The sequence below is a fragment of the Pseudomonas sp. EMN2 genome, assembly GCF_009650555.1.
Lineage (GTDB): Bacteria > Pseudomonadota > Gammaproteobacteria > Pseudomonadales > Pseudomonadaceae > Aquipseudomonas > Aquipseudomonas sichuanensis.
On record NZ_VZZR01000024.1, the window covers coordinates 114,927 to 128,909 of the forward strand.

Here is a 13,983-nt window from a genome sequence, read left to right on the forward strand (position 1 = left end):
CAACGGCTCCATAAAAAAAACAAACACGTCGAGGAAAATTTGATGCGCATCGTTCGTCAATTGCTGGGCGCCGCTATCGCGGCTGCAGTCATCGCATCGCCCGTCATGGCCGAAGAGCTGACCGGCACCCTGAAGAAGATCAAGGACTCGGGCACCATCACCCTGGGCCACCGCGACTCCTCCATCCCGTTCTCCTACCTCGCCGGCAAGCCGGAACCCGTGGGCTTCTCCCACGACATCCAGATCGCTGTGGTCGACGCCCTGAAGAAGCAACTGGGCACCGACATCAAGGTCAAGTACAACCTCGTCACCTCGCAAACCCGCATCCCGCTGGTGCAGAACGGCACCGTCGACCTTGAGTGCGGCTCCACCACCAACAACGTCGAGCGCCAGCAGCAGGTTGGTTTCTCGGTGGGCATCTTCGAAGTCGGCACCCGCCTGCTGACCAAGGTCAAGGACGGTCAGCCTTCCTATAAAGACTTCGCCGACCTGGCCGGCAAGAACGTGGTGACCACCGCCGGTACCACTTCCGAGCGCATCCTCAAGGCGATGAACGCCGACAAGCAGATGAAGATGAACGTGATCTCCGCCAAGGACCACGGCGAAGCCTTCAACATGCTCGAAAGCGGCCGCGCCGTGGCCTTCATGATGGACGACGCGCTGCTGGCCGGCGAGATGGCCAAGGCCAAGAAGCCGAGCGACTGGACCATCACCGGTACCCCACAGTCGTACGAAATCTACGGCTGCATGGTGCGCAAGGACGATCCGGCCTTCAAGAAAGCGGTCGACGAAGCCATCGTCGCCTACTTCAAGTCGGGTGAAGTCAACAAGAGCTACGACAAGTGGTTCCAACAGCCGATCCCACCAAAAGGCCTGAACCTGAACTTCCCGATGAGCGACGAGCTGAAGAAGCTGATCGCCGAGCCGACCGACAAGGCCGCTGACGAGAAGAAGTCCTGATCCCAGGCAACTAGTGGCCTGGTGCGCAGCGCGCACGTTTCGATCCGACAGGCCACTTTTTAGTGTCTAACCTTTACATCCGAGGGCGTCGAACGCCCCCGGATGTATCAAGGTGCCCGTGAAACAACCGTCTGAGGGGAAATCCCGATGAATTACAACTGGGACTGGGGCGTGTTCTTCAAGTCCACCGGCGTGGGCAGCGAAACCTATCTGGACTGGTACATCACTGGCCTGGGCTGGACCATCGCCATCGCCATTTCCGCCTGGATCATCGCCTTGCTGCTGGGCTCGCTGCTCGGCGTGATGCGTACAGTGCCAAACCGCCTGGTGTCAGGGATTGCCACCGCCTACGTCGAGCTGTTCCGCAACGTGCCGCTGCTGGTGCAGCTGTTCATCTGGTACTTCCTGGTACCCGACCTGCTGCCCGAAAGCCTGCAGGAGTGGTTCAAGCAGGACCTCAACCCGACCACCTCGGCACTGATCAGCGTGGTCATCTGCCTCGGCCTGTTCACCGCCGCCCGTGTCTGCGAACAGGTGCGCACCGGTATCCAGGCACTGCCTCGCGGCCAGGAATCGGCCGGTCGGGCAATGGGCTTCAGCCTGCCGCAGATCTACATGAACGTGCTGCTGCCCCAGGCCTACCGGATCATCATTCCGCCGCTCACCTCGGAATTTCTGAACGTGTTCAAGAACTCCTCGGTAGCGTCGCTGATCGGCCTGATGGAACTGCTGGCCCAGACCAAGCAGACCGCCGAATTCTCCGCCAACCTGTTCGAGGCATTCACCCTCGCCACACTGATCTACTTCACCCTGAACATGGGCCTGATGCTGCTCATGCGCATGGTCGAGAAGAAAGTTGCGGTACCTGGCCTGATCTCCGTGGGGGGCAAGTAAATGGACATGGATTTCAGCGAAATCATCCCGGCCCTGCCCGCCCTCTGGGAAGGCATGGTCCTGACCCTGCAACTGATGGTCATGGGCGTGGTCGGCGGTATTGCCCTGGGTACCATCCTCGCCCTGATGCGCCTGTCGTCGAGCAAGCTGCTGGCCAATGTCGCCGGTGCCTACGTCAACTACTTCCGCTCCATCCCGCTGCTGCTGGTGATCACCTGGTTCTACCTGGCGGTGCCCTTCGTGCTGCGCTGGATCACCGGCGAAGACACCCCGGTGGGTGCGTTCACCTCCTGCGTCGTGGCCTTCATGATGTTCGAGGCGGCCTATTTCTGCGAAATCGTCCGCGCCGGCGTGCAGTCGATCTCCAAGGGCCAGATGGGTGCGGCACAAGCCCTGGGCATGAGCTACGGCCAATGCATGCGCCTGATCATCCTGCCCCAGGCGTTCCGCAAGATGACCCCGCTGCTGCTGCAGCAGAGCATCATCCTGTTCCAGGACACCTCGCTGGTGTACACCGTGGGCCTGATCGACTTCCTCAACTCGGCGCGCTCCAACGGCGACATCATCGGGCGCTCCCATGAGTTCCTGATCTTCGCCGGTGTCGTCTACTTCCTCATCAGCTTCTCCGCTTCCTGGCTGGTCAAGCGCCTGCAAAAAAGGATCACCGTATGATTTCCATCAAGAACGTCAACAAGTGGTACGGCGACTTCCAGGTGCTGACCGACTGCAGCACCGAGGTCAAGAAAGGTGAAGTAGTAGTGGTCTGCGGCCCGTCGGGTTCGGGCAAGTCCACCCTGATCAAGTGCGTCAACGCGCTGGAGCCGTTCCAGAAAGGCGACATCGTGGTCGACGGCACCTCCATCGCCGACCCCAAGACCAACCTGCCCAAGCTGCGTTCGCGGGTCGGCATGGTGTTCCAGCACTTCGAGCTGTTCCCGCACCTGTCGATCACCGAGAACCTGACCATCGCCCAGCGCAAGGTACTCGGTCGCAGCGAGGCGGAAGCCACCAAGAAGGGCCTGGCCCTGCTGGACCGCGTCGGCCTGGGCGCCCACGCCAAGAAACACCCCGGCCAGCTGTCCGGCGGCCAGCAGCAGCGCGTGGCGATCGCCCGCGCCCTGTCGATGGACCCGATCGTCATGCTGTTCGACGAACCGACCTCGGCGCTGGACCCGGAAATGGTCAACGAAGTGCTCGACGTGATGGTCGAACTGGCCCATGAAGGCATGACCATGATGTGCGTTACCCACGAGATGGGCTTCGCCCGCAAGGTCGCCAACCGGGTGATCTTCATGGACAAGGGCAACATCATCGAGGACTGCCAGAAGGATGACTTCTTCGGCAACCCGCAAGGCCGCCACGAGCGCACCCAGCACTTCCTCAGCAAGATCCTGCAACACTGAGTGAGCCACGTCCGCTGCCTGCCCGGCAGCGGACGCTGGTCGTGACAAGGCCACTGTGATGAAATGCGACCCTTCGCTCCTTCGCCCTGCCCAGCCTGCCGTGAAATCCCGCCTGATCCGTCAATTGCTGCTGCCGCCCCTGGTCATCCTGCTGATGGTCGGTCTGGGCATGGCTGGCTATCTGATCAGCGAGAGCAATGGCATCCGCACCCTCAGCGAAAGCGGCGAGCGCGCGCTGGAACTGCATGCGCGCACGGTCGAAAGCGAAATCAGCAAGTACACCTACCTGCCCAGCCTGCTGGAGCTTGAAGACAGCGTCTCGCGCCTGCTCACCGACCCCGAAGCCGGTGATCGCCAGGCCGTCAACGAATACCTCGAAGGCCTGAACCGGCGCAGCCGCAGCCGGGCGATCTTCGTCCTCGACACCAACGGCCGGGTGCAGGCCACCAGCAACTGGCGCGACGCCGATTCCTTCCTCGGCGAAGACCTGGCCTTCCGTGCCTACTTCCAGACCGCCGTGCGCGGCGAACCCGGGCGCTTCTACGGTATCGGCAGCACCACCGGCGAGGCCGGCTATTACCTGGCCCATGGCCTGGAAGAACACGGCAAGATCATCGGCGTGGCCGTGATCAAGGTACGCCTGGACACCCTCGAAGAGCGCTGGCAACGCGCCCGCCTCGAAGCCTTCGTCAGCGACGAGAACGGCATCATCATCCTCTCCAGCGACCCGGCCCGGCGCCTCAAGTCGGTACGCCCGCTGAACCCGCAAATCAAGGAACGCCTGGCGCGCAGCCTGCAGTACTACTGGTGGCCGCTCAACGAGCTACAACCGCTGGCCCGCGAAACCCTGGCCGATGGCGTGGAGAAACTGACCTTCCCGGCCAACAGCGAAACCGCCCACGGCAAGCCCCACGAGGTGACCTACCTGGCCCAGACCCGGCGCCTGGTCGACACCCCCTGGCACTTCACCCTGCTCACCCCGCTGCAGGACCTGCGCCGCGAATCCATGGTGCAGGGCATCCTGGTCGGCGTGGCGTTCGCCCTGCTGGCGATCCTGGCCATCGCCTGGAACGAGCGACGCAAGGTGATTGCCACCCGCCTGGCTGCTCGCGAGGCGCTGGAAGAGGCCAACAGCCACCTGGAGCGCAAGATCACCGAGCGCACCGCCGACCTGCGTGCCAGCAACGAACGCCTCAAAGGCCAGATCCGCGAACGCCGCCACGCCGAACAGACCCTGCGCCAGGCCCAGGACGAGCTGGTGCAGGCCGGCAAGCTGGCGGCCATCGGCCAGATGTCCACCAGCATCGCCCACGAACTGAACCAACCCCTCGCGGCACTACGCACGCTGTCGGGCAACACCGTACGCTTCCTTGAACGCGGCGCGCTGGAAACCGCCAGCGCCAACCTGCGCACCATGAACGACCTGATCGACCGCATGGGCCGCATCACCGCCAGCCTGCGCTCGTTCGCCCGGCGCGGCGACGACCGCGGCCAGGCCTCGCTGGAAAAGGCCGTCGAGGCCACCCTGCAGGTGCTGGGCAACCGCATCAGTGCCTGCCACCTGCAGTTGCACCGCCAGTTCGACGATCAGCAGCTGGCCATCGACCAGACCCGCCTGGAACAGATCCTGGTCAACCTGATCGGCAATGCCCTGGACGCCATGGCCACCCAGCCGCTGCCGCAGCTGTGGCTGGAAGGTGAAGCCCAGGGCGACAAGTACCGCCTGTGGGTACGCGACAACGGCCACGGCATCGACCCGGAAGCGCGCAAGCACCTGTTCGAGCCGTTCTTCACCACCAAACCGGGCGAGCATGGCCTGGGCCTTGGCCTTACCCTGTCGGCCAGCCTGGCCACCGCCGCCAAGGGCACCCTGAGCGTCGAACACCCCGCCGGCGGCGGCACTGCGTTCGTCCTCGCCTTGCCCCTGGCCACGCCGCCCACCGAATCCGCAGAGCTCCCATGAACGAAGGGTCCCTATGAACCAAGCACCCTTGACGGTCCTGATCGTCGAAGACGATCCCCATGTGCTGCTCGGCTGCCAGCAGGCGCTGGCCCTCGAGGACATCGCCTGCGAAGGCGTCGGCAGCGCCGAACAGGCACTGGAACGCATCGGCGACGATTTCGCCGGCATCGTCGTCAGCGATATCCGCCTGCCGGGCATCGATGGCCTGGAGCTGCTCAACCGCCTGAAGGCCCGCGACCGCAGCCTGCCGGTGGTGCTGATCACCGGCCACGGCGATATCGACATGGCGGTCGGCGCCATGCGCAACGGCGCCTACGACTTCATGGAGAAGCCCTTCTCGCCCGAGCGCCTGGTCGACGTGGTCCGCCGCGCGCTGGAGCAGCGCGGCCTGTCCCGGGAAGTGGTCGCCCTGCGCCGCCAACTGGTCGAGCAAAGCAGCCTGGAAGGCCGGATCATTGGCCGCTCGCCGGCCATGGAGCACCTGCGCGAACTGATCGCCAACGTTGCCGACACCTCGGCCAACGTGCTGATCGAAGGCGAAACCGGCACCGGCAAAGAGCTGGTCGCGCGCTGCCTGCACGACTTCAGCCGGCGCCAGGGCCAGCCGTTCGTGGCCCTGAACTGCGGCGGCCTGCCAGAGAACCTGTTCGAAAGCGAGATTTTCGGCCATGAGGCCAACGCCTTCACCGGCGCCGGCAAACGGCGCATCGGCAAGATCGAGCACGCCAATGGCGGCACGCTGTTCCTCGATGAAGTGGAGAGCATGCCGATCAACCTGCAGATCAAGCTGCTGCGTGTGCTGCAAGAGCGCACCCTGGAACGCCTGGGCTCGAACCAGAGCATCCCGGTGGACTGCCGGGTGATCGCCGCCACCAAGTCCGACCTCGACGCCCTCGGCCAGAGCGGCCAGTTCCGCAGCGACCTGTATTACCGCCTCAACGTGGTGACCTTGGAGCTGCCGCCCCTGCGCGAACGCCGTGAAGACATCCTGCAGCTGTTCGAGCACTTCCTGCAGCAGTCGGCGCTGCGCTTCGACCGCGAGGCGCCGGAGCTCGACAGCCAGACCCTGTCGCAGTTGATGGCCCACGACTGGCCGGGCAACGTGCGCGAACTGCGCAACGTCGCCGAACGCCATGCCTTGGGCCTGCCGGCGTTCAAGAAGGGCCCCAGCGGCAGCGCCAGCCAGGGCCTGGGGTTTTCCGAGGCGGTAGAGGCGTTCGAGCGCAACCTGCTCAGCGACGCCCTGCAGCGCACCGGCGGCAACCTCAGCCAGGCCAGCCAGGAGCTGGGCATGGCCAAGACCACGCTGTTCGACAAAGTGAAGAAATACGGCCTCGGCTGATCGGCAATCTCAACCTGGAAAGACAACGTGGACCTGGTATTCAAAGCGGCCCTGGGCGCCGGCGTGGTGGTGCTGCTGGCCATCCTGTCGAAGACCCGCAACTACTACATCGCAGGGCTCGTGCCGCTGTTTCCCACCTTTGCCCTGATCGCCCACTACATCGTTGGCAAGGGGCGCAGCATCGAGGACCTGAAGACCACCATCCTGTTTGGCATGTGGTCGATCATTCCGTACTTCGTGTACCTGGCGACCTTGTATGTGCTGGTCGACCGCATGCGCCTGGAGGCGTCGCTGGCGCTGGCCACGGTGGCTTGGCTGATGGCGGCGACGGTGCTGGTGAGCGTTTGGGTGCGGATGCACTGAAGGATCGAAATAGCATCGCGGGGCAAGCCCGCTCCCACGATATCGCGTGGGAGCGGGCTTGCCCGCGATAGGTTCTAGAGCCCTGCGATATGCGTCACATCCTGCCGGTGCGACTGCAGGTAGGGCAGCACCGCCCCCAGCAGCGGCTGCTTGAACGGCTCCTGGAAGCGATGCGCCAACCCCGGTATCAAGCGCAACTCACTGCCCTGGATATGCGCCGCCAGGTGCACCCCATGCATCACCGGCAGCAGCGGGTCGGCGGTGCCATGCACCACCAGCGTCGGCACCCGCAGTTGATTCAACAACTCGACCCGGCTCGGCTCGGCCAGAATCGCCATGATCTGGCGCTGCACGCCCTCTGGGTTGAACGCCCGGTCATAGGCCTGCGCCGCCTGCTTGAGCAACACCGCGCGATCATCCTTCACCTGCGGGCTGCCCAAGGCCGCCAGTAGATCAGCCTGCTGCTCGATCGCCACCGCCCGGTTCGGTGCATTGCGCCGCGCCAGCAACTGCACCAGCGCCGGATTCGGCGCCGGCAACCCGGCCGCGCCCGAGCTGGACATCACCAGCGTCAGGCTGCGCACCCGCTCCGGTGCCATGGCCGCGATGTGCTGGGCAATCATCCCGCCCATGCTCACACCCAGCACATGGAACTGGCGGATCTGCAGCGCATCCATCAGATGCAGACCGTCGCCGGCCATGTCGGTCAGGCTGTAGGGCGCCGAAACCGGCAGGCCCAGCTTGTAGCGCAGCACTTCGAGGGTGAGGTTGGCCGAGCCCGGCAGTTGGTTCCAGCGCGACAGGCCGACATCGCGGTTGTCGTAACGGATCACCCGAAAGCCCTGTCGGCACAGTGCCTCGACCACGTCGTCCGGCCAGTGGATCAACTGACCGCCCAGGCCCATGACCAGCAACAACGCCGGATCCCGCGGCGCGCCGACGCTCTGGTAGACCAGGCTCAGCTCGCCCAGCTCGGCACGTTGCACCGGCACCTGTGGGTTGCAGCGGTCGTCGGCGAAGCTCGCCGAGGCGCTGATCAGCAACAAGAAGAAAAGTAAAAAAGCCCGCATGAAAAAAACACCAGAATGCAGATCCCCAGTAGAGCGCGAGTCTGATGAAATCCATTCGGGCGCGCTGCCACAAAACCGTGACAGTTTCATGAACCTTGCCGAGCGGTCATTGCCAAGCGGCGGTCGACAGGCCGGGGCAACATGAGGGAAACTCAACGCCATCCCGCTTTCCCTCAAATATTGTTCACGGAGCCTTTGTGCTGGAAATCCGTCACCTGAAGACCCTTCATGCCCTGCGCGAGGCCGACAGCCTGGTGGAAGCCGCCGAGCGCCTGCACCTGACGCAATCGGCGCTGTCGCACCAGTTCAAGGAGCTGGAGGAACGCCTGGGCCTGCCGCTGTTCGTGCGCAAGACCAAGCCGATCCGCTTCACCAGCGCCGGCCTGCGCCTGCTGCAACTGGCCGACGCCACCCTGCCGCTGCTGCGCGGCGCCGAGCGCGATATCGCCCGGCTGGCCGGCGGCACCGCCGGGCGCCTGCACATGGCCATCGAGTGCCACAGCTGCTTCCAGTGGCTGATGCCGACCATCGACCAGTTCCGCGACGCCTGGCCGGAAGTGGAGCTGGACCTGGCCTCGGGCTTCGCCTTCGCCCCCTTGCCGGCCCTGGCCCGCGGCGACCTCGACCTGGTGGTGACCTCCGACCCGCTGGACCTGGCCGGCATCACCTATGTGCCGCTGTTCACCTACGAAGCCATGCTCGCCGTCGCCAACCAGCACCCGCTGGCCAGCAAGCCCTACATCGTGCCCCAGGACCTGCTCGACCAGACCCTGATCACCTACCCGGTGGAGCGCGACCGCCTGGACATCTTCACCCGCTTCCTCGAGCCGGCCGACATGGAACCGGCGGCGGTACGCACCTCGGAGCTGACGGTGATGATGATGCAGCTGGTGGCCAGCGGCCGTGGTGTGTGCGGCATGCCGCACTGGGCGCTGCACGAATACAGCTCGCGCGGTTATGTGAAGGGCAAGCGCCTGGGCGAGAAAGGCCTGTTCGCCACGCTGTACGCGGCGGTGCGCACCGACATGCTCGATGCGCCGTACATGCGCGACTTCCTGCTGACCGCCAAGGACACCTCGTTCGCCACCCTCGACGGGGTCAGCGCGGTGCGTTGAGGCCTTGGCGCCACAGCGGCAGGATCAGGTCGCGGGTCAGCGGCGCCAGGCTCTGGGCTGGTGTGTCGCTGGCGGCCAGCCACAGCACTTCTTCGATTTCTGCCGCCGGGGTCACGGCCTCGGCGCTGTCGACACGAAACAGCTCGGCCTTGACCACGAAGCCTGGCTCATTGGCGGCCGGGGCGCTGAAACTGCCCAGGTGCGTGGCCTGTGTCGGGTCGATGCGCAGCCCCAGTTCTTCGTGCAGTTCACGCGCCAGCGCCTGGGCCGGTGATTCCCCCGCATCGATCTTGCCGCCCGGCTGCATGAAGGCCAGGGTGCCGCGCTTGCGCACCAGCAGGGTACGGCCTTGCGGGTCGAGCAACAGGGCGGCGGCGATGTGGATGGTGTCGGGCATGGGGGCAGCTCACGGAGGGTCGGGAGGCGCAGGATACCTGTTCCGGCCCTATCGCGGGGCAAGCCCGCTCCCACAGGGACCGCGCCATCCTCAACTGTGGGAGCGGGCTTGCCCCGCGATGAGGCCGGCACAGACAGACGAACGGCCCCTTGCCTATCCGTCTGCAACCCTCCATAACCAATCCATGAACCTCCCCGCCCATCAGCACCCGGTGCTCGGCCTGTTCCACCCCGCCGTGGCCACCTGGTTCCGCCAACGCTTCGCCACGGTCACCGAGGCCCAGGCCGGCGCCTGGCCGTTGATCCATGCGGGCCAGTCGATGCTGCTGGCCGCGCCGACCGGCTCGGGCAAGACCCTGAGCGCCTTCCTCGCCGTGCTCGACGAGCTGTTCTGCCAAGGGCTCGACCGCGACGGTGAACTGCCGGCGCAAACCCAGGTTGTCTACGTCTCACCGCTCAAGGCGCTGTCCAACGATATTCGCCTAAACCTCGAGGCCCCGCTCGAAGGCATCAGCGCGCAGCTCGAGCAGCTCGGCCTGAAGGCGCCACGCATCACCACGGCAGTACGCACCGGCGACACCCCGCAGAAGGAGCGCGCGGCCATGCGCAAGCTGGCCCCGCATATCCTGGTGACCACGCCGGAATCGCTGTACGTGCTGATGGGGTCAGCCTCGGGCCGCGAAGGCCTGGCCGGCGTACACACGGTGATCGTCGACGAGATCCACGCCCTGGCCGGCAACAAGCGCGGCAGCCACTTGGCCTTGACTCTGGAACGCCTGGAAGCCCTGGCAGGCCGGCCGTTGCGGCGCATCGGTCTGTCGGCGACCCAGCGCCCGGTGGAGCGGGTAGCGCAGTTCCTGGTTGGCCACCAGCGCCCCTGCGCCATCGTCGACATCGGCCATGTGCGCCAACGTGACCTGGCCCTCGAAGTGCCGCCGGTACCGTTGGGCGCGGTCATGGCCACCGATGTCTGGGCGCTGGTCTACGAGCGCCTGGCCGCGCTGGCCCGCCAGCACCGCACCACGCTGATCTTCGTCAACACCCGGCGCCTGGCCGAACGGCTCACCCGGCACCTGGGCGAGCGCCTGGGCAACGACGCCGTGGCCGCGCACCACGGCAGCCTGGCCAAGGAGCATCGCCTCAAAGCTGAGCAGCAACTCAAGGCCGGCGAGTTGCAAGTGCTGGTCACCACCGCCTCGCTGGAGCTGGGGATCGATATCGGCGATGTCGACCTGGTCTGCCAGATCGCCTCGCCCGGCTCGATCGCCGCCTTCTTGCAGCGGGTCGGGCGCTCCGGGCATCAGGTCGATGGCGTGCCCAAGGGCCGGCTGTTCCCCACCTCGCGGGACGAGCTGATCGAGTGCGTCGCCTTGCTCGACTGCGTGCGCCGGGGCGAACTCGATGAGCTGCATATTCCGGCGGCGCCGCTGGACGTGCTGGCCCAGCAGATCGTCGCCGAAGTGAGCAACCAGCCCTGGGATGAGCGCGCGCTGTTCAACCTGCTGCGCCAGGCCACCCCCTACGCCGGCCTCGACCAAGGCCACTACCAGGCCCTGTTGCGCATGCTCGCCGACGGGTTCAATGGCCGCCAGGGCGTGCGCAGCGCTTACCTGCACCGTGATGCGGTCAGCGCCAGCCTGCGCGGGCGACGCGGCAGCCAGCTGACCGCGTTGACCAGCGGCGGCACCATCCCCGAAACCGCCGATTACGCCGTTCTGCTCGAACCCCAGGCGCTGAACATCGGCAGCGTCAATGAAGACTTCGCGATAGAGAGCATCGCCGGCGATATCTTCCAGCTAGGCAACGCCTCCTACCGCATCCTGCGGGTAGAACCTGGGCGGGTACGGGTCGAGGATGCCCGTGGCCAGCCACCGACCATTCCGTTCTGGATCGGCGAGGCGCCCGGGCGCAGCGATGAGCTGTCTGGCGCAGTGGCCCGGTTGCAGGCGCGCCTGGATGAACAACTGCAGGCCAGCGATTTCGACCAGGCGCTGGGCTGGCTGCGCACCACCTACCAACTGGATGAAGGCTGCGCCCAGCAGTTGCTCGACTACCTCGGTCGCACCTGGCAGGTGCTCGGCGCCCTGCCCTCGCAGCAGACCCTGGTGATGGAACGCTTTTTCGACGAGTCCGGCGGCACCCAGCTCATCATTCACTCGCCCTACGGCAGCCGCATCAACCGCGCCTGGGGCCTGGCCCTGCGCAAGCGCTTCTGCCGCACGTTCAATTTCGAGCTGCAGGCGGCGGCCAGTGAAGATGCCATCGTGCTGTCGCTGTCCAGCAGCCACAGTTTCGAACTGGACGAGGTCTGGCGTTACCTGAACAGCCGCACCGCCGAGCCGATCCTTGTCCAGGCACTGCTCGACGCGCCGCTGTTCGGCGTGCGCTGGCGCTGGTGCGCGGCGGTGGCCATGGCCTTGCCGCGATATGTGGGTGGGCGCAAGGTTCCGCCGCAGATCCAGCGCATGAAGAGCGAAGACCTGATAGCCGCCGTATTCCCCGACCAGATCGCCTGCCTGGAGAACCTAGTCGGCGAGCGGCAGATTCCTGACCACCCGCTGGTCGAACAGACCCTTGACGACTGTCTGCACACCGCCATGGACAGCGAAGGCTGGCTGGCGCTGCTGCGGCGCATGGAGGCCGGTGACATCCGCCTGCTCAGCCGCGACCTGCCGGCGCCTTCACCACTGGCCTCGGCAATCCTCAACGCCCGCCCCTACACCTTCCTCGACGATGCCCCGCTGGAAGAGCGGCGTACCCAGGCCGTGCTCAACCGCCGCTGGAACGAGGTACACAGCAGCGACGACCTCGGTGCGCTGGACATCGACGCCATCCGCGCCGTGCAGGCCGAGGCCTGGCCGCACGCGGCCACCACCGATGAACTGCACGAAGCCCTGATGAGCCTGGGCGTGATCACCCAGGCCGAAGCAGAGGCGAACCCTGGGTGGATCGCCCTGCTTGAACAACTGGCGCAGTCCGGCAGAGCCTGCCGGCTCCAGGCAGGCGGGCCGCCCATGTGGCTGGCCCGTGAGCGCCTTGGCCAGATCAGCGCAGTATTCCCCGGCGCCCACCTGCAGCCAGCGTTGCCAGTGCTCCCGGGCTTCGACCAGCCTTATGCGCAGGACACCGCGCTGAGCGAACTGCTGCGGGCCCGGTTGAGCGGCTTCGGCCCATTGACCCTCGCCCAGATCGGCACGCCGCTGGGTTGCGCCCTGGGCGACTGCGAGCAGGCCCTGGCCCGGCTGGAAGGCGAGGGTTACGTGCTGCGCGGCCAATTCAGCCCGGGGGAGCGCGCCGTGCAGTGGTGCGAACGCCACCTGCTGGCGCGCATCCACCGCTATACGGTCAAGCGCCTGCGCCGCGAGATCGAACCGGTCAGCCTGCAGGACTTCATGCGTTTTCTGTTCGACTGGCAGCACCTGGCCGGCGAAGAGCGCCTGCGTGGTCCGCAGGCCGTGGGCGAGGTGCTCGGCCAGCTTCAAGGCTTCCCGGCCGCTGCCGCCGCCTGGGAGGCGGAACTGCTGCCGGCACGGATCAAGGACTACAGCCCGCACTGGCTGGACGACGCCTGCCGCAGCGGCCAGTGGGCCTGGAGCCGGCTGGCGGCCACGGCCTCGGCCAGCACCTTGACCAGCACACCTTTGGTGCTGCTGCCACGCGAGCAGCTTGGGCTGTGGCGCAGCCTTGCGCCAACGCCGGATCCCGAACAGCTATCGCCGCGGGGCCAGCGCGTGCTGCACAGCTTGCAGGCCCACGGCGCACTGTTCTTCGACGAACTGACCCACGAGGCTCACCTGCTGCCCAGCGAGCTGGAAGCCGCACTGCAGGAACTGGTCGGCTTTGGCCTGGCCAGCGCCGACGGTTTCAGTGGCCTGCGCAGCCTGATCACTCCGGCGGCCAAACGCGCTTCGCGCAGCAGCCGACGCGGGCATCCGCCGCTGTCGAGTTCCATGGCCCATGCAGGGCGCTGGGCGCTGCTGCGCCGCGCGGGCAGCGAAGTGGACATCGATCAGCGCCTGGAACATATCGCCCGCAGCCTGCTGCGTCGCTACGGCGTGGTGTGCTGGCGCCTGCTGGAGCGCGAAAGCGATGTGCTGCCGTCGTGGCGTGAGTTGCTGCATTGCTATCACCGCCTCGAAGCGCGCGGTGAGATCCGCGGCGGGCGCTTTATCGCCGGGCTGGCCGGCGAGCAGTTCGCCTTGCCCGAAGCCATCGGGGTATTGCGCCAGGTGCGCAGGCGTGAGGCGGATGGGGCGTTGGTGGTGGTGAGTGGTTGTGATCCGTTGAACCTGGTGGGCACGTTGTTGCCGGGGGCCAAGGTGCCGGCGGTGAACGGCAATCGGCTGCTGTATCGGGATGGGGTGGCGGTGGCGTGCCGGGTGGCGGGGAAGTATCAGTATCTGGTTGATGTGCCGTTGGCTGAACAAACGCTGTGGCACCAGCGCTTGTTGCGCTCTGGCTACTGACGCCATCGCGG

At 66.0% G+C, this 13,983-nt stretch carries 11 protein-coding genes; 9 read left to right on the top strand and 2 right to left on the bottom strand.

The genetic code is table 11. The annotated features are described in order from the left end of the window. Window positions 1-42: 42 nt before the first annotated feature. The 7 genes from F6X61_RS08925 to F6X61_RS08955 all read left to right on the top strand — a co-directional run bounded on the left by F6X61_RS08925 (window position 43) and on the right by F6X61_RS08955 (window position 6,925). Window positions 43-960, top strand: coding sequence for a glutamate/aspartate ABC transporter substrate-binding protein (locus F6X61_RS08925; RefSeq protein ID WP_153786295.1), 918 nt, complete (start codon window positions 43-45; stop codon window positions 958-960). Between the two features lie 147 nt (window positions 961-1,107). After that, a complete protein-coding gene (locus F6X61_RS08930; protein ID WP_153786296.1) occupies window positions 1,108-1,854 on the top strand; it encodes an amino acid ABC transporter permease in 747 nt (248 codons plus the stop codon). Next, complete coding sequence (locus tag F6X61_RS08935; protein ID WP_153786297.1) at window positions 1,855-2,526, top strand: amino acid ABC transporter permease; 672 nt, start codon at window positions 1,855-1,857, stop codon at window positions 2,524-2,526. Further along, complete coding sequence (locus tag F6X61_RS08940; protein ID WP_153786298.1) at window positions 2,523-3,257, top strand: amino acid ABC transporter ATP-binding protein; 735 nt, start codon at window positions 2,523-2,525, stop codon at window positions 3,255-3,257. The genes F6X61_RS08935 and F6X61_RS08940 overlap by 4 nt, the downstream gene beginning before the upstream one ends. A 58-nt stretch (window positions 3,258-3,315) precedes the next feature. After that, window positions 3,316-5,220, top strand: coding sequence for an ATP-binding protein (locus F6X61_RS08945; RefSeq protein ID WP_125857622.1), 1,905 nt, complete (start codon window positions 3,316-3,318; stop codon window positions 5,218-5,220). Window positions 5,221-5,233: 13 nt separating this feature from the next. After that, window positions 5,234-6,562, top strand: a complete 1,329-nt coding sequence (locus F6X61_RS08950; protein ID WP_153786299.1) for a sigma-54 dependent transcriptional regulator — start codon at window positions 5,234-5,236, stop codon at window positions 6,560-6,562. Window positions 6,563-6,589: 27 nt separating this feature from the next. Then, complete coding sequence (locus tag F6X61_RS08955; protein ID WP_110995126.1) at window positions 6,590-6,925, top strand: GlpM family protein; 336 nt, start codon at window positions 6,590-6,592, stop codon at window positions 6,923-6,925. Window positions 6,926-6,999: 74 nt separating this feature from the next. Here F6X61_RS08955 and F6X61_RS08960 read toward each other — a convergent pair whose 3' ends face one another. Beyond that, window positions 7,000-7,995, bottom strand: coding sequence for an alpha/beta fold hydrolase (locus F6X61_RS08960; RefSeq protein ID WP_153786300.1), 996 nt, complete (start codon window positions 7,993-7,995; stop codon window positions 7,000-7,002). A gap of 197 nt (window positions 7,996-8,192) precedes the next feature. On the opposite strand from F6X61_RS08960, the gene metR reads away from it, so the two are divergent. Further along, a complete protein-coding gene (metR, locus tag F6X61_RS08965) occupies window positions 8,193-9,110 on the top strand; it encodes a transcriptional regulator MetR (protein WP_125462838.1) in 918 nt (305 codons plus the stop codon). On the opposite strand, the gene F6X61_RS08970 is transcribed toward metR, so the two are convergent. Then, window positions 9,094-9,507 (bottom strand): NUDIX domain-containing protein, encoded by a 414-nt coding sequence (locus F6X61_RS08970; RefSeq protein WP_153786301.1) that lies wholly within the window; start codon window positions 9,505-9,507, stop codon window positions 9,094-9,096. The genes metR and F6X61_RS08970 overlap by 17 nt on opposite strands. A 184-nt stretch (window positions 9,508-9,691) precedes the next feature. Between F6X61_RS08970 and F6X61_RS08975 the strand changes: the two genes are divergently transcribed. Beyond that, window positions 9,692-13,972, top strand: coding sequence for a DEAD/DEAH box helicase (locus F6X61_RS08975; protein ID WP_153786302.1), 4,281 nt, complete (start codon window positions 9,692-9,694; stop codon window positions 13,970-13,972). The last annotated feature ends 11 nt before the right edge of the window (window positions 13,973-13,983 follow it).